Below are 20,292 nucleotides of genomic sequence, written 5' to 3' on the forward strand. Positions count from 1 at the left end.
ACCAACGAGATTGCGGCGCCTTCGAAAAAAATACTGATTCAGGCTTTGGTTCCGCCGCAATCGGCACTTTTACCTGCGTCTGAAGATGGACGGCCGAACTCTCAATGTGGGAACGACTGCCAACCTCCGTCATGCTTCTCTGGTGCGGACTGCTGAGCACAGAAAAAGAAATGTTGGCGAAGGCTATATCCTAAAACCGTTGCGATTTCGAGGAAAGATACGCCAGATCGGCCCCTCGGCCCTCTGAATGTGAGGTGCGAACGTCAAACGTAGCGGGCCGGTCCAGCGCGTGCACGGCCAATTTTAAAGATTTTCCTTAAGAAGGACTTCGATTCTTATCTTTTCTTGTGCTGCCAGGGGCTCTTTCGAATCTGCGCGAGCCCGCATGATGCGAACAGCGCTGCGCACGGCGTGTCCCGGATCTTGACCTATGACAGCATCGATACGGTTGTCGCGCAACGCTTCCTCAGTGAAGGGAGTTCGCTCGTGAACAACGACGGCAAGATCGCTGAGATTTACGTGCGCGGCGGTTGCCGTGAGAGGAGCGCGTGCCTCCGAGCTTAGTACGTAAACCGCGATAATATCCCTATTGTTATCGAGCACCCGGGCGATAATCTGCTGCGCGCGTTTCTCGTCAGCATGCGTTTCGATGGAAGGCAGGGATCTAAGGTAAGGAAATTGCTCGTTGATCACGCTGTCAAAGCCGTGTCGCCGTTGGATGCTGTCCAGAGATTGCATCGTATCGGCGATGACCATCACCTTGCCGGGCGTTCGGCAGACAAACCTGCCGATCAACTTGCCGGCGGTTGCCCCGGCTGCAAAATTATCAACACCTACGAAATCGGCGGCAGGAAGTTTCTCCTGCCCTGACAGAAACTGGACGACCTGGATATTTCTTTCGAGGAGCCGGGCCACGGCATCACGCACCTGTGGTGACTCGGGAGCCATCAGCGCGACCCCGTCAACCTCGTTCTCGCTTAGCTCTGTGAGATATTTTGCGACGAAATGGGCGTCGCTGATGGGAATCTGCGTGTAGTCAATCTCGGTGAGATCGCCCTTGAGGACCTCCTTCAACTCCTTCACGCGCTGCAAAAGCTCGCGAAGATAGAGGTCTCCTGCTTTGGGGAGTACGAACCGAAAGCGGTAATTTTTGTTGCGCGCCAAGCTGACGGCGGCTGGATTACGAATAAACCCGATCCGCTCAATAGCTTCCTGGACACTCCGTGACGCCTTCTTGCTTACGTTCGGGCGGTCGTTCAGGACGCGATCCACGGTTGCGAGGCTCACGCCAGCTGCTTCCGCGAGATCTTTTGCTGTGGGCCGCATGTGCACTCCAATCGATTAACTCTGCCACATTTCCTCCAAAAATTCCAAAATAGCAAGATTTGACGTGCGGACCTCAAAATAAGCTTGCATTGAGGTCCGCACCTCAGTTAATGAGAAATGGCGACGCCTGAGCGGCCAGAAGCCGAGAGGATGGTTGACTAGCCCGGCCAAAGCGCTTTCCGAACACTGCGCCATTTGCCGTATCACTTGTTTACTCCTCTCGATGGAGGTCGAGAGGTCAACGGGAGGATCCCAAATGAAGTCCCTTTTTATGAACTCGGCACTCGCTGCCGGGGCGTACGCTGCTGTCTCTTTGGCAACGGTTTTTCCTGCTCAGGCCGCTGATCTCACTTTGTGCTGGGCAGCATGGGATCCCGCCAATGCTCTCGTCGAGCTCAGCAAGGACTTCGAGGCGAAAAGCGGCAACAAGATGCATTTCGAATTCGTGCCGTGGCCCAATTTCGCAGACCGCATGCTCAACGAATTGAATTCCGGCGGCAAACTCTGCGACCTTTTGATCGGCGACAGCCAGTGGATCGGCGGCGCAGCGGAGAACGGCCAGTACGTCAAACTCAACGATTTCTTCGATAAAGAAGGAATCAAGATGGACGACTTCATCCCCGCGACGGTCGTCGGATACGCGGAGTGGCCGAAGAATACCCCTAACTACTGGGCGATGCCTGCCTTCGGCGACGTCGTAGGATGGACCTACCGAAAGGACTGGTTCTCACGCCCTGAACTACAGGCCGAGTTCAAGAAGAGGTATGGCCGTGATCTCGCAGTCCCGAAAGATTGGGACGAACTGATCGACATCGGCACGTTCTTCCAAGGCCGTAAAATCGACGGCAAAAAGGTTTACGGTGCGGCGATTTACACGGAGCGTGGTTCCGAAGGGATCACCATGGGCGCCATGAACGCGCTATACAGCTATGGCTTCGAATACCAGAATCCGAACAAGCCCTACGACCTCGAAGGTTTCGTGAATTCCCCCGATGCTGTCGCAGGCCTCGAAGAATACAAGAAGCTCTACGATTGCTGCACGCCTCCGGGGCACTCCGACGCATACATGACTCAGGACGTTGACGCCTATAAATCAGGTCAGGTCGCGTTGCAGATGAACTTCACCTTTACCTGGCCGGGCATCAATGCCGACCCCAACGTCGGTGGCGATAAGTCAGGCTACTTCCCCAATCCGGCCGGCCCGAAGGGCGTGCAGTTCGCCCAGCTCGGCGGTCAGGGCATCTCGGTCGTCGCGGCGTCCGAGAAGCAGAAAGAAGCCCTTGATTATATCAAGTGGTTCGGCCAGCCCGAAATCCAGCAGAAATGGTGGAAGCTTGGCGGTTACTCTGCGCTGAGGGCGGTGGTGGAAGATCCGGGCTTTGCCTCCAGTCAGCCTTACGCGAAGCCGTTCCTCGATTCTATGGCGATCGTAAAGGATTTTTGGGCTGAGCCCTCCTACGCGTCTCTCCTCCAGGCATCCCAGAAGCGTTTCCACGACTATGTGATCGCAAATCAGGGCACCCCAAAAGAAGCCCTCGATGGCCTCGCGAAGGACTGGAAAGCCGTCTTCGAGGACGAAGGCAAATACTGACGCTTACGCACGCTTCCTCCCAGCTGTGAGCGTCACGCAGGGCCGGCCACGCGGACCGTGCCGGCCCTGCATCCTACCACCTTCATACCAAGGAGACGGACATGCTCCAATCACCGATCGATCGGGACGCCAGCGCGACTCCGCCCGCAATCGCGGCTCGCGTCAGAGGTCTATCTGATCGCGCAATAGCTTGGCTTTTCGTAGCACCGTCGATCGTGTTGCTGCTCGCCATCAACATCTTTCCATTGGTCTGGACGATTAGGCTAAGTTTCACGAATATCAGGGTCAACCGGCCTAACGCACCGGTCGAGTTCGTCGGCTTGCGCAACTATATCAGCATTCTGACGGATAACGACATCTGGCAAAGCATGCAGGCGACCGCGCACTTTCTCATCTGGACCATCGTCCTGCAGGTGCTAATCGGCTTCTCTCTCGCCTATTTGATCAACAAGAAGTTTCGCGGCAATGACCTTTGGACGACGATCATCGTGCTTCCTATGATGTTGAGTCCAGCCGTCGTTGGCAACTTCTGGACCTTTCTCTACCAGCCGCAAATAGGCCTTTTCAACTACGTGGTCGGCTTCCTCACCGGCAACGATCCGTCCAGTTTCTCGATGATCGCCAGCACAACGCTGGCACCGTGGGCCATCGTCATCGTGGACACTTGGATGTGGACGCCTTTCGTCATGCTGATTTGTTTGGCCGGTCTGCGGTCCATCCCGAGCAGCATCTATGAGGCGGCCGAATGCGATCGTGCAAGCAAGTGGCGCCAGTTCTGGACGATCACCATCCCGATGGTACTGCCGTTCCTGATGCTGGCCGTCCTCTTCCGCGGCATCGAAAACTTCAAGATGTTCGACCTCGTGGTCCAACTCACCGGCGGCGGTCCCGGATCTATCACGGAACTGACCTCGATCAATTTGAAGCGCGCCGCTTTCGAGCAATGGCGTACCGGCTACGCATCCGCCTACGCCGTTATTCTATTCGTCACCGTCTTCGGCCTTGCGTCGATCTATGTCAAAGCACTGAACAAGGTGAAACAGAGATGAGCAGCTATTCCGTAACCGAGCCCTCAGGGCGTCAGAAATGGTTTGCCGGTATCCTGGTTGTTCTTTATGCAGCAATCACCCTCCTTCCACTGTTGTGGATCGTTGGTACCGGGTTCAAGTCGCCTGAAGACGCGATCGCCTACCCGCCCAAGATGATCTTCGAGCCGACGGTCGAAGGATATGTCAACCTTTTCACCACCCGCACCCGCGTGCCCGAGGATCAACTCAAGGCACTCGGCGAACCGACGACGTGGTATGATAAGCTGGTTCGCAAGGAAGGTGTGGTGATCACCGGTGCGTCGCGCTTTGCCGAGCGGTTTACCAACTCTGTCATTATTGCCTTTAGCTCGACTGTCCTTTGCATCGCACTTGGCACTGCGGCAGCTTACGCCTTTTCCCGCTTCAAAGTGCCGTTCAAGGACGACCTCCTTTTCTTCATTCTCTCTACGCGCATGATGCCGCCGATCGCAGTCGCGATCCCGATCTTCCTGATGTTCCGCTCAATGGGCCTCAGCGATACCCACGCCGGCATGATCCTGCTCTATACGGCGGTCAATCTGTCGCTCTCAGTCTGGCTTCTCAAGGGCTTCATCGACGAAATCCCGATCGAATACGAAGAGGCGGCACTCATCGACGGCTACACGCGTTTCCAGGCCTTTTATAAGGTCGTGTTGCCCCAGGCCGTCACCGGCATTGCGTCGACTGCGATCTTCTGCCTGATCTTCGCATGGAACGAATATGCCTTCGCTGTGCTGCTGACATCGGGCAACGCCCAGACGGCTCCGCCGTTCATCCCGACCATCATCGGCGTCAGCGGTCAGGACTGGCCAGCTGTCGCCGCCGGCGCAACGATCTTCCTGGTACCGGTCATGGTCTTCACGATCCTGCTTCGCAAACATCTCCTGCGCGGCATTACCTTCGGAGCGGTACGCAAATGACAACGTTTCTTAATCGCCTGTTCCGCCTGCGCCGCGACGCATGGGAAATGCTAGCATCGGTCCTGATCGCGCTCGGGGTCGTCATGCTGATGCAGCCCCTGTCGCTATCGCTCTACACGTATTCTTTCCTCGTGACGCTGGTCGGAACAGTGATGTTCATCATCGTCAGCCATTTCCCGGAGTGAACCCATGGCACAGATCAGAATTCAGAATGTGCGCAAGGATTTCGGGGCGTTCAACGCGGTGAAATCTTCCACGTTTACCGTTGAGGATGGCGAGTTCTTCATGCTTCTCGGGCCTTCCGGATGCGGCAAGACGACGACGCTGCGGATGATGGCGGGCCTTGAGCTTCCCACCAGTGGTGAAATCTACATCGGTGGCGAAGAGGTGGGCATGAAGCGGGCGAGCCAGCGCGACATCGCATTCGTCTTCCAGATGTTCGCCCTATATCCGCACATGAACGTCCGCGGGAACATCTCCTATCCGCTTGTCAGCCAGGGCATGAGGAAGGCCGAAGTCACCACGCGTGTCGCGGAAGTGGCGAGGATCCTGAGGATCGAAGATATCCTCGACAAGCCCGTCGGAGGCCTCTCCGGCGGCGATCGGCAGCGCGTCGCGCTCGGCCGCGCCATCGTGCGCAATCCGAAAGCCTTCTTCATGGACGAGCCACTCGGCGCCCTCGACGCCGAGTTCCGCGAGCATATGGCCGAAGAATTGCGGGCTCTGCACGATCGCATGGGTGCCACCACAGTCTATGTGACGCATGATCAGCTGGAAGCAATGCAGATGGGGGACAAGATCGTGGTGATGAACCATGGCGTCGTCGAACAATTCGGTAAGCCCCAGCAGATCTACGACTGGCCGGCGACGAAGTTCGTTGCGAAGTTCATCGGCTCGCCCTCGATGAACTTCCTGGAGTTCGATGGGTCGATTGCAGCTGGAGGGAACTCCGTGGCGCTCTCCGGCCATAAGGTCAAAGTGCCGGAATCTCATGAAGAACGTCAGGGCAAGCTGGCAGTTGGCGTCAGACCTGAACATGTCAGGTTCGATGACAACTCGATCTATCGGGGCCGGGTTGTGGCCGTCGAATATCTCGGAACGACACAAATCGTCACGATCGATACGCCTCACGGCGAGATCAAGGCTCGCACCCCTTCAAACCAATCCGCGCGTGTCGACGAACTTATCGGTTTGGACTTCGATTCAAGGACCCTGACCATCTTCGATTCGTCAACCGGGAACGCACTTGTTTCCGAGGCCAATAGAGGAGTATTGCACCGTGGCTGAAGTCATCCTGAACAACATTACGAAATCCTTTGCCGACCATCGGGCACTCGACGAGGTTTCGATGGTCATTCCGGACGGATCGTTTGTGGTTCTTCTCGGGCCGACGGGAGCTGGCAAGACGACGACATTGCGCATGGTTTCGGGGCTCGACACCCCGGATAATGGAGAGATCCTGATCGGTGGGCGATCAATGCGCGGGCTGACGCCGGCTCAGCGCAATGTTGCGATGGTGTTCCAGCAATATTCGCTCTATCCGCACCTTTCGGTGCGCCAGAATCTCGAGTTTCCCCTGAAGTCGCCGCTGTTGAAGACGCCGCAAAATATCATCGACGAAAAAGTAAACGCGATCGCCGAAATCCTGCAGATCTCACACAAGCTCGATAATAAGGCGACAGCACTTTCGGGCGGCGAAATGCAGCGCGTGTCCATCGGACGCGCCTTGGTCAGGAACCCGCAGATTTACCTCATGGATGAGCCCCTGAGCTCGCTGGATGCCAAGCTCAGGGCCGATCTTCGCATCGAGCTCAAGAAGATCCAGGCCAAATCTGGTGCGACGCTGCTCTATGTCACGCATGACCAGGTCGAGGCGATGACGATGGCGACACATGTTGGCGTTCTTCACGAAGGTAGGCTGGTCCAGTTCGGCCCACCGCGGGACATCTACGAACAACCCGTCAGCATCTATGCGGCGACCCGCTTAGGCCAACCACGCATCAATATCGTCCCCGCCGAGCTCTTTCCGGGCGTGCCCGCCAAGGCCAAGTCCCTTGGTTTGCGACCGGAACATATCGATCAGGGCGACGGCCAGGATGCAACGGTCACACGCGTCGAACATCTCGGCGATCAAACTCGTCTGCACCTGCTGTTTAGGACACACAACCTGATCACCGTCACCGACGCCCATACCGAGCTCAAGGGCGGCGAAACCATCAAGATCCAGCCGAACAAGCCGCTCTATTTCGACGCGGCCGGCATGCGTTTAGTTTAAGGGAGGCTAGAATGTCACAGTTCCTCAACAGCAAGGAAAATGCGGTCACAGAAGCACTGGAGGGCCTGCTTGCTGCGTCTGACGGTGCGCTCAGCCGCCTGGATGGATATCCTCATATTCGCGTCATCGTCCGATCCGATTGGGACAAGGCCAAGGTGGCGCTCGTGTCGGGCGGGGGATCGGGGCATGAGCCCGCACATGCCGGTTTTGTCGGAAAGGGAATGCTCACCGCAGCCGTTTGTGGCGACGTCTTTGCCTCGCCGAGCGTGGATGCGATCCTCGCCGGCATCCTCTCCGTAACCGGACCGGCCGGATGCCTGCTCATCGTCAAGAACTATACCGGCGACCGTCTCAATTTTGGTCTCGCCGCCGAACGTGCCCGCGCTTACGGCTTGAATGTCAGCATGGTTATAGTCGATGACGACATCGCACTTCCGGAACTGCCGCAGGCTCGAGGTGTCGCTGGAACACTGCTTGTCCACAAAATTGCTGGTGCGCTTGCGGAGCGCGGAGCCGATCTCGAAGCGATAACGAAGGCCGCCCGCCGGGTCATCGAAAACACCAACTCTATTGGCATGTCGCTCGACACATGCACTGTGCCGGGCTCGCCAAAGGAGAACCGGATTCCCGCGGGCTATGCAGAACTCGGCCTCGGCATTCACGGCGAAGCTGGTGTCGAGCAGATCGAATATTCCGGCGCCAAGGGTGCCGTTGCGGCAATGGTTGAGCGTCTTGCTGCGTCCATGTCCGACCGACCGCACGTGGCCCTCGTAAACAACCTTGGCGGCACCTCGTTCTTGGAAATGTCCGTTGTGGTTCACGAGCTAATGAAATCGACGATCGGTGAACGGCTTTCCCACATTATTGGTCCGGCGCCGATGATGACATCGCTCGACATGCAGGGATTTTCGATCACCATATTTCCCGCCGAAAAGGCGGAGCTCGCGCTTTTGTCTGCGCCAGTTGCGCTTCCGGCCTGGCCCGGGCTGGGAGCCGTCAAACCCGTTTCGATCCTTGCCCTCCCGGATGGCCTGACGCCAATTGCACCGGTTCCTTCAAAGCACCAGCCGACCCGCCAACTTCTCGATGACTGCTGCTCTCTCCTGATCCAAGCGGAAAAGGATTTGAATGCCCTTGACGCGAAATCTGGTGACGGTGATACCGGCTCGACATTGGCGGGGGCAGCCCGTGCTCTCATCGGCGCGCTTGACCGTCTTCCTCTTTCCGATCACACGCAGCTTTTCCGCGCCATGGGTCAGGAACTCAGCCAGACCATGGGGGGCTCGTCCGGCGTTTTGCTCGCGATCTTCTTTGCCGCCGCCGGCGACGGCGCGTCCAGCGGGCTGACAATTCGGGACGCATTGAAAGCAGGTCTCTCCCGGATGCAGGAGATCGGCGGCGCGGGTCTCGGCGATCGTACAATGGTCGATGCTCTTTCCCCGGCACTTGACGCACTCGAACAAGGTTTTGCAGCCGCGGCAGAAGCGGCGCGTTCGGGAGCTGACCTCACGGCCACGCTCCTCCATGCGAAGGCGGGGCGTGCCGCATATGTCAATGCCAAGCAACTCCAAGGTCATGTCGATCCCGGTGCGGAGGCCGTTGCCCGGCTGTTCGAATATCTAGCTGTCCGGCCTGACCTGGAAGCCCAGCCGACCAGTGACCGCTCTGTTGCCATCGGCGTAGGGGGTGACTGGCAGCGATGAACACAATACCTGACATTTCGCTTGATGCGTATCTGCACCATAAGAAAATCGATCCTGCTCTTACCTTCCTGGTTGAGAAGATTGCGGCGTCTTCGGTCGCAGTCGCTCAACATCTGGACCAGGCAGCGCTGCATAGCCAGATTGGAAGCGCTGGCACCACGAATATCCAGGGTGAAGACCAGAAGTTGCTCGACGTCCTGGCAGATTGTGTGTTTCGGGAAACATGTGCGCAAGCACCGTCGCTGGCGGCCTACGTGTCCGAAGAGGTTGAGGATGTCACCTGGCTAAAGGACCCCGTTGGAGGGGATCTCATTCTCTATGTCGATCCTCTCGACGGCTCATCCAACCTGGGAGTCAATCTCTCGGTTGGTTCGATTTTCGCTGTGGCCCAAGTCCATGCGGATGGTGATCGCAACGTCCTCAGACAAGGGCGGGAATATCTCTGCGCCGGATATGCAATATACGGGCCGTCGACGCTGTTCGTCATCAGCTTTGGGGTCGGTGTCGCCGGCTTTACGCTTGATCCTTCCGATGGTTCGTTGAAGTTGACCAATGCGCGTATGCAAATTCCCCCGGAGACGGGGGAGTTTGCGGTGAACCTTTCGCGCCGGCGCTTCTGGGACGAGCCGATCCGTCGTTATGTCGATGAGTGTTTGGCTGGGTCTGCGGGGACTCGCGGTCGGAACTTCAACATGCGATGGACGGCTTCCATGGTCGCTGACGTTCATCGTATTCTCACAGGAGGAGGGATCTTCCTATACCCTGCGGACGAAGCAAATCGCAGTAGTGGAGGCAAACTCCGCCTAATGTATGAGGCCAATCCAATGGCCTTTCTCGTGAATGCGGCCGGAGGCCTAGCCTCTACGGGGTATGAAGATATTCTTCTTGTTCAGCCTCAAAGCCACCATCAACGCATCTCTGTATTGCTAGGCTCAAGTGACGAGGTCCGTCGCCTGGTACAGTTTAATCAGGCTCAAGTGGAGATCGCCTCGTAATGGCTCTCGTTACCCTACGTCAACTACTCGACCACGCCGCCGAGAACCACTACGCCGTCCCGGCCTTCAACGTGAACAACATGGAGCAGATGCTCGCCATCATGAAGGCGGCTGATCACACGGACAGTCCGGTCATCATGCAGGCGAGCCGCGGTGCGCGTCTCTTTGCCGGCGACGAAACGCTCTCGCACCTGATACGTGCAGCGATCGAGAAGTATCCTCATATCCCTGTCTGCATGCACCAGGACCATGGCAACTCCCCGGCGACCTGTCTGTCCGCCGTTCTGGCCGGCTTCTCATCGGTGATGATGGACGGATCTCTGTCCGAAGACGGACGCACGCCCTTAGGCTTCGAGGATAATGTCGCCGTCACTACAAAAGTGTCTGAGATGGCGCATCTAGTCGGAGTTTCGGTCGAAGGTGAAATCGGTCATCTTGGTTCGCTAGAGAGCGGCCGCGGCGAAGCTGAGGATGGGCATGGTTTTGACGGTCACATGAGCCGCGACATGCTGCTGACCGATCCCGAGGAGGCAGCCGAATTCGTGCGCCTAACGAAAGTGGACGCACTGGCCATCGCCATCGGCACATCCCACGGCGCCTACAAATTCTCCCGCAAACCGGACGGCGACATCCTTTCGATCAAGCGCCTGAAGGAGATCCACGCGCGCCTGCCGGACACTCATCTCGTGATGCACGGGTCGTCGTCCGTTCCCCAGGAACTACAGGAGATCATCAACGCCCATGGTGGAGAGCTCAAACCGACCTTTGGTGTTCCGGTCGAGGAAATCCAGGAGGGGATCCGTTACGGCGTTCGCAAGGTGAACGTCGACACTGATCTCAGAATGGCTTTCACCGGGGCGATCCGGCGCGTGTTTGCCCTTCATCCCGCCGAATTCGATCCGCGCAAATATTTGGCCCCAGGAATCGAAGCCATGGCAGCGATCTGCCGCGATCGCTACGAGCAGTTCGGCGCCGCAGGGCATGCCTCTTCTATAAAGCCCATTCCTCTTGCTGATATGGCAAAGCGTTACCAGCCCTAGTGAGGGGAGCCCCGTTGAAGGAACCTGGTTCGCGGCCGCGCGTCATTCGCTAGACGAGCATCAAGACAGTAGAGAACTCGCGATTCGCGTTCCTTCACGCGGGTCGCCCATGCTCAACGGCAGCTCCGGGGGCGGCTGTGCATCGCTCGGTTGCTTGTACCTGCGAGATGATCAGTCCTGGCCACCGATGTTTGCCGTTTATCTGTTTCTCACCCGCTATCCAAGCGGCGCGTGCTGGGACAAGGGTGCCCCGAAGCCCCATTGCCCGCACGCCCTTCCCACCCGCGAATTCAGGTTTTCGACGACAAATCGTTCTGATCGCCGGATTTGTCGAGCTGGACGCGGATGTAGGCTTCGATGTACTCGAAGACCTCGACCGCGCCGGCATCCGTCTCGATCAGATCGATCGGGCGACGGCCGTTGAGACGTGCGCTCTCTCTGCGAGCCCATTTAAGGATTTCGCCATCGGTGCGCAGCACCGGGCGAGCCATCTCCAGCATCCTCGCGAGGTGATCCGGTTTCGCGTACCATGAATACGGTTTGACGCTGGCCCGCCGACGCCCGGCAACGACATCCGGCAATTGCGACGCCCGCAGCTCGTCATCGGAGATATGGCGCCTGACCCAATGTGCCAGCTTCGCCAGCGACACGTTTGCCTCGCGTTCAACATCCCCGCCCTCACCGACTTTGCGCGTTGGGATCACCAAGCCGCGGATGATTTGCGGGCAACGCGCCTGCAACATCTCGAACGCCGGCGTAAGGTCGGTGTCGTTGGTGACGAGAACCACTTGGTCTACGTAGCCGCTCAGGGCGTCGTCATAGAGATGAAGTGCCAAATTGACATCTGATTGCTTCTCCTCGAGCTTCCAGACCTGGATCTTGTCGCAGTCGCGTGGCCAGCGCTTCGGATCGTCGGCTGGAACAATATGCTGATTGGCCTTGTAGAGCGAATAATTGCCCATCACGAAGGAAAGCCGACCACCGCAATGCGTCGTCAAGGCATTGTGATATTGGGCTTGTGACGATACGGAATCCTCGCCCTTGGCCGCGCTTTCGATGATCTTCGCGGTGAAATACTTGATCGCGCAGTCCGGATGGAGCGTCATCGTTGCAGGATTGGCGTCCGGCGCTGGCCGGAAAAGGATCGACGGCAGAATTTGCGTTTCGAACAAGGTCAGGACGTCGAGCCATTTGAATGCGGTCTTGCGAAGGCAACCATAGTAGAGATTGTAGCCGTCGATGTAGACTCTTGTTCGTAACGCTGGCACCCCTTGCTCCCAAGACATAAAAAAACCGGCTTGCGCCGGCTTTTTTCCCCAACCGCCCGGAGCGCATGTCTCTCAGGATGCTGGGTTAGTTGTTAGCTATCAACATAGTGTTGGCTGGCTCTCTCGTCAACCGATATTGACACCCACCTGAGCGCCTTACGCTGACCGCTTCGGCAGCGAAGTGGACCAGCTAAACAACGCAAATCCCAGCTGAAAGAGACGTGGCGACGATCGCCGCAGGTGGCCTGCGCAGGTCCGAGTCGTGGAGCTCTTCCTGGACACTCTCCTGGCCGATCTCAGTTTGAGTTAGACCGCGCCACTGCAAACGCAGAACTGCCAACGTTGGTCGGTAGCGTGCGTCATGCACCTGACAGGCTGACAAAGCCGAGCAGGCCATACAATCAACCTTTCTCATTTTTCCCTCATTGAGCGGCAGGGTCCACCGGTCATGACTACCAACTCCGTCCGGAGCCGAGTCCGCTACATTCGAAGCAAGACTTTGGTCGGTCGTTTCTATCAACGTGCTTCACCCGCCAGCGTTGCCAAACCTAGCTCTCTTGTCTGGCATCCCTAATCCAGTCCCGTCCTTGGACGGTCAACCCGCAGGGGGTTCGCAGTTCCTGCGACCTCTCTGGCTGCACCGCGGAGGTGACCGCGGCCGGGCCCGGATCGAACGGGCGCCATCGAGCGGGGATTGGCCCCGCCACTGGATGGAGCCTCACATGTCGGATCTCAGCCTCGCACAAAACCACGCACTCGATCTTGCCCGGACCCTGATGGTCCCGGTCACCCTCTTCGAAATCGATGGCGAGATCGGCGTCATGCCTTCCGCCGAGTATGACGGCGATGAAGACGCCATCATCAACGAATATGACCCCTTTGCCTATGGATCGGCTCATTGAGCCGATCACCCCTTCGGGGGGAAGGCGTGCCGCTTGCGCTGATGCGCGCGCAAGGGAGGCTTCGCCGCGATCTTTCCCGGCAGATCTGCACATTGCGAACCGCGCCCTTGCGCGCTTCCATCTTCGCGGCCTGGGCGCTGACAGCCAGAACAGTCAGGAAAGCTAAAGGAAGTGATATGGAAAAGAATGACATCGAAGAGCTGCGTACCCGGGTGGGCTGCGCAGTCGTCCTTGAGCATGAGGGCTTCGCGATAGACAGAAAAGAGAGCACGCGCCGGGCGGTCAAATTCCGGCGCGACGACGACATCGTCATCGTAATCCACGACGACAGGGGCTGGTTCGACGCTCGTTCGGATGCCAAGGGCGATGTGTTCGCTCTTGCAGGCTATCTGCAGGGGATCGGATTTGCCGAGGCCCTGGCAGTTGTCGGGGCTCTCATCGCGTTCCAGCCAGCCGCACCGACATGGGAGAAGCCTCAACATCAAACGCAGCCAATTGCTTCGGTCGCTGACCGCTGGAACCACCGAAAACGGCCGTGGCGCGGATCGGCGACGTGGACTTACCTCCAGCGATGCCGGACGCTGCCATGGCAAGTCATCTCCGCGGCGATCGATGCAGACGTTCTTCGGGAAGGCCCATATGGCTCAATTTGGGCAAAGCATGTCGATGAGGCTGGTGCCGTCATCGGCTGGGAGGAGCGCGGTCCGGACTGGCGCGGGTTTTCCACCGGCGGCGCCAAGGCGCTCTTCCAGTTTGGGATGAATGACGCTCATCGGATCTGTGTGACGGAGGCGGCGATCGATGCGCTCAGCCTGGCCGCGATCGAGCAGACACGATCCGACACGCTCTATGTCAGCACTGGAGGCGGGTGGTCGCCGCTAACCGCGCTCGCGTTGGAAAACTTAGCGTCCGGGGTGGGCGCGTGGCTTGTGGCCGCGACCGACAACAATGTTCAGGGTGAGGTCTTTGCCGATCGCCTGCGCCAGATGGCGGATCGCGCTGCTTGCGATTTCTCGCGGCTGAGGCCGGAAGCTGAGGATTGGAATGAGGAATTGAAGGAGAGGAGGGAGAGAGGAGAGCTGCCGCATACGCGGCCAGCGCATCAAGGGTGAAGCTGCCGCCCGCCTGCCGGCGGCCCTTGACCCGCTGCCCGCGAGGCGCCGGCTGAGGAGGGGTGATCAAAGGACTGAAAGAAGAGGTCGATCAGGCTTCCGCTTCGGTCCCCAACCCCAAAGGTGCAGCCGATGTTCAATCCTCCCACCATCCGTAAAGTGTTCGAAGGTGTCGCCAGTCGCCACGAAATGTACACTCTGTTCAATCGCCATAGCCAATCGCCGTTCGACGATGACCGTATTTCCGGCAGGCGATATGTCGGCGAGTGGTTTGAGATATCCGAAGCCGATCACGACCACATGTTCGAGATCCTCCCGCCGCTGTTTTACCGCGGTGACATGTTCGCCATGCGCGAGTTTCTGGCCGCCAGCGTCACCAGTGTTTTCTTCGCGCTGACGATCGATAATCGGTCCCGATGGTTTCACGGCTATTGCGATCTAAGTGATCGACAGTCACCCGACCGCACACGCGCCGAGATCATCACCCGCGAATCCCGTCCGGTGCGCGCGATGAACCGACAGGAAAAACTCGATCATATCTGGAGCGCGACCGGTCCCGATTTTCGTGGTTATGCCGACGGTCGCTTTCCGGCTGACCTGCGCAATCGCCAGATTGTGCTCGTCTACCCCTCTGCTCAGGGCAAGATCTGGAAGCTGCTTGATGATCTGACCGACGAGGAGATCGCCGCCAAGCTGCCCGTGCAATTCCGTCTTTTGCCGGAAACCATCGCTGCCTGACGGCGGCCTTCATTTCCAACCTTCCACCATCAGCAGCCTGGCAACACCGCTTCTTCCGGCGAGTGTGCCTCGGCGCGCCCACTCACAGGAGTTTTCCAATGGCGCATGACGATCCTTTCACCATAGACCTGTTCGGTAATACAGCTCTCGCGTCCGGTTTCGATCTCGGAGTGCCGAGTTTCGCAGCAGAGTTCGGGACCGATATAGATATCGACCCGCCGCCATCGACGCCGGCGCCAGCCGCTCCGGTCCGCAAAGTACCGAAGCCCACACCGGAGATGCGGGCGAAGGTGGATTTCCGGCTGCAGGGTTTTCGCGGTCTCGCCAAAACCTGGCGCGACCGTGCGCGCGACAATATCGCCGCCATCCTGCTGGCGAACGAGATCGAACGTCACGGATTGCCGGCCCGACCTGACCAGCAGGAAAGGTTGATCAAGTTCACCGGTTTCGGTGCATCGGATCTGGCCAACGGCATTTTCCGGCGTCCCGGCGACAAGGCGTTTCGCAAAGGCTGGGAGGAGCTCGGCGGCAATCTGGAAAGTGCCGTTGCGGCAGGGGACTACGCGTCTCTGGCGCGGTGCACGCAATATGCCCACTTCACTCCGGAATTTATCGTTCGTGCCATCTGGTCGGGCCTAATCCGCATGGGGTTCAAGGGCGGTCGGATCCTGGAGCCGGGTATCGGGACGGGCATGTTTCCGGCGCTCATGCCCGAGGCGCTCTCCAAGGTGAGCCACGTCACCGGCGTCGAGCTCGATCCCGTCACTGCCCGCATCGTTCGGCTGCTACAACCGCGGGCCACGATCATCACAAGTGATTTCGCCCGGACGGATCTGCCAGCCCATTTCGATCTGGCGATCGGCAATCCGCCGTTTTCTGACAGGACGGTGAAGAGCGATCCGGCCTTCCGGTCTCTCGGTTTCCGGCTGCACGATTACTTTATTGCCAAGTCCCTCGACCGGCTGAAGCCGGGCGGTCTTGCCGCTTTCGTGACCTCGTCCGGCACGATGGACAAGGCCGACGCCCGCGCCCGCGAACACATCGCTGGCATGGCCGATCTCGTTGGTGCAATCCGCCTGCCCGAAGGCAGCTTTCGCGCCGACGCCGGAACGGATGTGGTCGTCGATATTCTCTTTTTCCGGAAGCGACGAGCCGACGACCAGGCTGGAAGCGGCAACTGGCTTGATCTCGCGGATGTCCAGTCCGCAGGTGAGGGCGACAGCGTCCGTATCAACAGGTGGTTCGTTGATCACCCCGACATGGTGCTGGGCCGCCATGCGATGACGTCAGGTCCATTCGGCGAGACCTATACCTGCCTCCCGTTCGGTAATGATCTCGAAACGAGCCTGAACGACGCGATCAGTCGGCTATCGGCCGACCTCTACGACGGTGACGTCACGCCGATCGATTTCGCGCTCGAGGACGAGGTGACCGAGGCGACGGCAGAGCGGCCAGACGATCCCAAGGTGCGCGAGGGAAGCTATTTCATTGGCAAGGCCACGGCGCTGATGCAGTTGGTGGATGGGATCGCTGTCCCGGTCAAGGTCAGGAAGGGCCGCAGCACTGATGGCATCTTTGCCAAGCACGCCCTGATCATCCGAAAGCTGATCCCGATCCGCGATGCGGTCCGGCTCATTCTCAAGCTTCAGGAACGCGACCAGCCGTGGACTCAGGCGCAGGTCTCGCTGCGCATCGCCTGGTCCAGTTTCGTGCGCGAGTTCGGTCCGATCAACTTCACCTCCGTCTTGACATCGGAGGATCCGGAAACCGGTGAGGTCAGGGAGGTCCATCGCCGGCCGAATCTTGCGCCTTTCCTCGACGATCCCGATTGCTGGTTGGTCGCCTCCATCGAGGACTATGATCTGGAGACCAACACCGCGAAGCCAGGACCGATCTTTACCGAGCGGGTGATCGCGCCTCCGCCCACACCCCTGATCACCTCTGCAATAGACGCGCTCGCTGTGGTTCTCAACGAACGCGGTCATGTCGACCCCGATCATATTGCCGAGTTGCTGCATCGTGACGTCGACGATGTCATCGGCGAACTGGGGGAGGCCATCTTCCGCGATCCGTCCGATGGCTCCTGGCAGATGGCTGACGCCTACCTATCCGGCGCAGTCCGCTCGAAGCTCACAGTTGCCCGGGCTGCCGCCCAGCTCGATCCGGTCTTCGCGCGAAACGTCACGGCGCTCGAACGTGTCCAGCCTGCTGACCTCAGGCCCTCGGACATCACCGCACGCCTCGGCGCGCCGTGGATCCCGGCCGATGACGTCGTTGCCTTCGTCAGCCAAACGATGGAGGCCGAGATCTCCATCCACCACCTGCCGGAACTGGCGACCTGGACGGTCAATGCCCGTCAGCTGGAATGGTCGGCATCCGGCACGACAGAATGGGGCACGCACCGCCGCCATGCCGGCCAGCTCCTGTCCGACGCGCTGAACTCGTCCGTGCCGCAGATCTTCGATACGATACGCGATGGCGAGAGCGAGCGTCGGGTGCTGAACACGGTGGAGACGGAGGCTGCAAAGGAAAAGCTCGCCAAGATCAAGACCGCCTTCCAGTCGTGGATCTGGTCGGATCCAGATCGCACCGACCGGCTGGCGCGCGTCTATAACGACACTTTCAACAACATCGCACCTCGCGCCTGTAACGGCGATCATCTCCAGCTTCCCGGCGCCTCAGGCGCCTTTTCTTTGTATGGACATCAGAAACGCGGCATCTGGCGGATCATCTCCGCCGGCGCCACCTATCTCGCCCACGCCGTCGGCGCCGGCAAGACGCTGACCATGGCTGCCGCCATCATGGAACAACGGCGGCTGGGCCTGATCAACAAGGCGATGCTGGTGGTGCCCGGCCATTGCCTGGCGCAGGCTGCCCGCGAGTTTCTGGCACTCTATCCCAATGCCCGCATCCTGGTCGCTGACGAAACCAACTTCGTCAGGGAGAAGCGCCATCGTTTCCTGTCCCGCGCAGCAACCGCCAACTGGGATGCCATCATCATCACCCATTCGGCATTCCGGTTCATCGCGGTGCCATCGGCGTTCGAAGCGCAGATGATCCAGGATGAGCTCGAGCTTTACGAGGAGCTGCTCACCAAGGTCGAACGCGACGATCGGCTGTCGCGCAAGCGCATCGAACGCATGAAGGAGGGCCACAAGGAACGGCTCGAGGCGCTGGCCACCCGAAAGGACGATCTGTTGACCATCTCCGAGCTTGGGATCGACCAGATCATCGTCGACGAGGCGCAGGAATTCCGCAAGCTGTCCTTCGCCACCAATATGTCGACCCTGCGCGGTGTCGATCCGAACGGCTCGCAGCGCGCCTGGGACCTGTTCGTTAAATCCCGCTTCGTCGAGACGAAGAACCCGGGCAGGGCGCTGGTGCTGGCGTCGGGCACGCCGATCACCAACACTCTCGGTGAGATGTTCTCCGTACAGCGGATGATGGGTCCGGCAGCATTGTCGGAACGTGGTCTGCACGAGTTTGACGCCTGGGCCTCGACATTCGGTGACACCTCGACCGAACTCGAACTGCAGCCGTCGGGCAAATACAAGCCGGTCACGCGCTTCAGCCAGTTCGTCAACGTTCCGGAACTGATCGCCATGTTCCGGTCGTTTGCCGATGTCGTGCTGCCCGCCGATCTCAGGACCTATGTGAAAGTCCCTGATGTCTCCGGCGGCAAGCGCCAGATCGTTACCGCAGAGCCTACCGCTGCTTTCAAGGCGTACCAGAAGCAACTTGACGCGCGGATCAAGGTAATCGAAATGCGCGACGGTCCGGCCAAGCCCGGCGACGATATCCTGCTCTCGGTCATCACCGACGGACGCCATGCGGCGATCGATCTGCGCCTGGTCGATCAGGTCATGGGAAATGAGACCACCAACAAGCTGAATGCGCTGGTGACGAACACCCACCGGATCTGGCAGGAAACAGGAGAGGCGGAGTATCGTCGCAAGGACGGCAAGCCATTTGACCGGCCGGGCGCTGGTCAGCTGATCTTCTCCGATCTGGGAACCATCTCCGTCGAGGCGACGCGCGGCTTTTCCGCCTATCGCTGGATTCGCGATGAACTGGTCCGATTGGGTGCGCCGGCTTCCGAAATCGCTTTCATGCAGGATTACAAGAAGTCGGATGCCAAGCAGAGGCTATTTAACGACTTCAATGCCGGCAAGGTCCGCGTGCTGATCGGCTCGTCGGAAACCATGGGTACCGGCGTCAATGTCCAGGCTCGTTTGAAAGCCCTGCATCATCTCGATGTTCCGTGGTTGCCATCGCAGATCGAACAGCGCGAGGGCCGGATCATCCGCCAGGGTAACCAGCATGACGAGGTCGATGTCTTCGCCTATGCGACACTCGGCAGTCTCGATGCCACCATGTGGCAGAACAACGAGCGCAAGGCTAGGTTCATTGCGGCGGCTCTGTCCGGCGACACCAGCGTTCGGCGTCTTGAGGATATGGGTGAGGGGCAGGCCAACCAATTTGCCATGGCCAAGGCCATCGCATCCGGCGACGAACGCCTCATGCAGAAGGCGGGACTGGAAGCCGAGATCGCCCGTCTCGACCGGTTGCGTGCCGCCCATATCGACGATCAGCACGCGATCCGCCGGCAGATCCGCGACGCCGAACGGGACATCGAATTTTCCAGCCGCCGGAGCGAGGATGTGGGCAAGGATATCGAGCTGCTGGCCCCAACATCTGGCGACGCCTTTGTCATGCAAGTTGGCGAAGACACATTCGACGAGCGCAAACTCGCTGGCCGCGCGCTGATGAAGGAAATCCTGACGCTGGTTCAGCTTCAGCAGGAGAAAGAAGTGATCATCGCCACCATCGGCGGCTTCGATCTCGCCTATCAGGGCGAACGGTTTGGCAAGGATGGTTATCGCTATGACACCCTGCTCCAACGCACAGGTGGAGACTACGAGATCGATTTGGCCGTCACCACCACGCCGATCGGCGCGATCTCCCGGCTCGAGCATGCGCTTGGCGGGTTTGAACAGGAACGCGAGAGCCATCGCATTCGCCTTGCCGATGCGAAACGCCGCCTCGCCTCCTACACACCGCGTCTGGGGGAAAGCTTCTCATTCGAAGCCGAGCTTGAACTCAAGCTGAGCCAACTGGACGAGATCGAGAGGGACCTGGCGGCAACCGCCGACGAACCAGAGGAGGATCGCAAGGAAGCTGCGTAAACAGCGGCATTTCAACGGCCACTTGAAACGCGATCGGGTCATACACATCTATCGGTCATCACCCGTTTCGATAGTTTCCTGCAGTGGCGATTGCCGCGCGTTTGAAACTGTCCGGGTTGGAAGGGCGCTCCCCGAAAGGGTCGAGCGCCCTTTCGTTTATGGCATCCAG

General features: G+C 59.0%; 15 protein-coding genes. 13 read left to right on the forward strand and 2 right to left on the reverse strand.

Annotation, left to right across the window (positions count from 1 at the left end):
- Positions 1-303: 303 nt before the first annotated feature.
- Complete coding sequence (locus RMR21_RS25105; protein ID WP_320187959.1) at positions 304-1,326, reverse strand: LacI family DNA-binding transcriptional regulator; 1,023 nt, start codon at positions 1,324-1,326, stop codon at positions 304-306.
- 256 nt (positions 1,327-1,582) lie between these two features.
- Here RMR21_RS25105 and RMR21_RS25110 point away from each other — a divergent pair, with 256 nt between their 5' ends.
- From RMR21_RS25110 to fba, 9 genes are all read left to right on the forward strand, one after another.
- Positions 1,583-2,917 carry an ABC transporter substrate-binding protein gene (locus RMR21_RS25110; RefSeq protein ID WP_320187960.1) on the forward strand — a complete coding sequence of 445 codons (1,335 nt, stop codon included), beginning with the start codon at positions 1,583-1,585 and terminating at the stop codon, positions 2,915-2,917.
- A gap of 101 nt (positions 2,918-3,018) precedes the next feature.
- The gene (locus RMR21_RS25115) at positions 3,019-3,966 is read left to right on the forward strand and encodes a carbohydrate ABC transporter permease (RefSeq protein WP_320187961.1); all 948 of its coding nucleotides are present in this window, start codon (positions 3,019-3,021) and stop codon (positions 3,964-3,966) included.
- The gene (locus tag RMR21_RS25120) at positions 3,963-4,904 is read left to right on the forward strand and encodes a carbohydrate ABC transporter permease (RefSeq protein ID WP_320187962.1); all 942 of its coding nucleotides are present in this window, start codon (positions 3,963-3,965) and stop codon (positions 4,902-4,904) included. The genes RMR21_RS25115 and RMR21_RS25120 overlap by 4 nt, the downstream gene beginning before the upstream one ends.
- Positions 4,901-5,089, forward strand: a complete 189-nt coding sequence (locus tag RMR21_RS25125; RefSeq protein WP_320187963.1) for a hypothetical protein — start codon at positions 4,901-4,903, stop codon at positions 5,087-5,089. The genes RMR21_RS25120 and RMR21_RS25125 overlap by 4 nt, the downstream gene beginning before the upstream one ends.
- A gap of 4 nt (positions 5,090-5,093) precedes the next feature.
- On the forward strand, positions 5,094-6,191 hold the full coding sequence (locus RMR21_RS25130) for an ABC transporter ATP-binding protein (protein WP_320187964.1): 1,098 nt from the start codon (positions 5,094-5,096) through the stop codon (positions 6,189-6,191).
- Entirely contained in the window at positions 6,184-7,179 is a 996-nt protein-coding gene (locus RMR21_RS25135) for an ABC transporter ATP-binding protein (RefSeq protein ID WP_320187965.1), read from the forward strand. Before RMR21_RS25130 ends, RMR21_RS25135 begins: the two co-directional genes overlap by 8 nt.
- 11 nt (positions 7,180-7,190) lie before the next feature.
- The gene (locus RMR21_RS25140; RefSeq protein WP_320187966.1) at positions 7,191-8,882 is read left to right on the forward strand and encodes a dihydroxyacetone kinase subunit DhaK; all 1,692 of its coding nucleotides are present in this window, start codon (positions 7,191-7,193) and stop codon (positions 8,880-8,882) included.
- A complete protein-coding gene (locus RMR21_RS25145; RefSeq protein WP_320187967.1) occupies positions 8,879-9,877 on the forward strand; it encodes a class 1 fructose-bisphosphatase in 999 nt (332 codons plus the stop codon). The genes RMR21_RS25140 and RMR21_RS25145 overlap by 4 nt, the downstream gene beginning before the upstream one ends.
- Positions 9,877-10,917, forward strand: coding sequence for a class II fructose-bisphosphate aldolase (fba, locus tag RMR21_RS25150; protein WP_320187968.1), 1,041 nt, complete (start codon positions 9,877-9,879; stop codon positions 10,915-10,917). The genes RMR21_RS25145 and fba overlap by 1 nt, the downstream gene beginning before the upstream one ends.
- 290 nt (positions 10,918-11,207) lie before the next feature.
- Here fba and RMR21_RS25155 read toward each other — a convergent pair whose 3' ends face one another.
- Positions 11,208-12,185: an antitoxin Xre/MbcA/ParS toxin-binding domain-containing protein gene (locus tag RMR21_RS25155; protein ID WP_320187969.1), complete on the reverse strand. Its 978-nt coding sequence runs from the start codon at positions 12,183-12,185 to the stop codon at positions 11,208-11,210.
- 722 nt (positions 12,186-12,907) lie between these two features.
- Between RMR21_RS25155 and RMR21_RS25160 the strand changes: the two genes are divergently transcribed.
- The 4 genes from RMR21_RS25160 to RMR21_RS25175 all read left to right on the forward strand — a co-directional run bounded on the left by RMR21_RS25160 (position 12,908) and on the right by RMR21_RS25175 (position 20,123).
- Positions 12,908-13,087: a hypothetical protein gene (locus RMR21_RS25160; protein ID WP_020046815.1), complete on the forward strand. Its 180-nt coding sequence runs from the start codon at positions 12,908-12,910 to the stop codon at positions 13,085-13,087.
- 176 nt (positions 13,088-13,263) lie between these two features.
- Positions 13,264-14,199 carry a DUF3991 and toprim domain-containing protein gene (locus tag RMR21_RS25165; protein ID WP_416409728.1) on the forward strand — a complete coding sequence of 312 codons (936 nt, stop codon included), beginning with the start codon at positions 13,264-13,266 and terminating at the stop codon, positions 14,197-14,199.
- A gap of 132 nt (positions 14,200-14,331) precedes the next feature.
- The gene (locus RMR21_RS25170) at positions 14,332-14,937 is read left to right on the forward strand and encodes a DUF1419 domain-containing protein (protein WP_320187971.1); all 606 of its coding nucleotides are present in this window, start codon (positions 14,332-14,334) and stop codon (positions 14,935-14,937) included.
- A 98-nt stretch (positions 14,938-15,035) separates the two neighbouring features.
- Complete coding sequence (locus tag RMR21_RS25175) at positions 15,036-20,123, forward strand: helicase-like domain-containing protein (RefSeq protein WP_320187972.1); 5,088 nt, start codon at positions 15,036-15,038, stop codon at positions 20,121-20,123.
- Positions 20,124-20,292: the final 169 nt, after the last annotated feature.

Origin of the sequence: Agrobacterium sp. rho-8.1 (genome assembly GCF_033957725.1) — a bacterium.
GTDB lineage: Bacteria > Pseudomonadota > Alphaproteobacteria > Rhizobiales > Rhizobiaceae > Agrobacterium.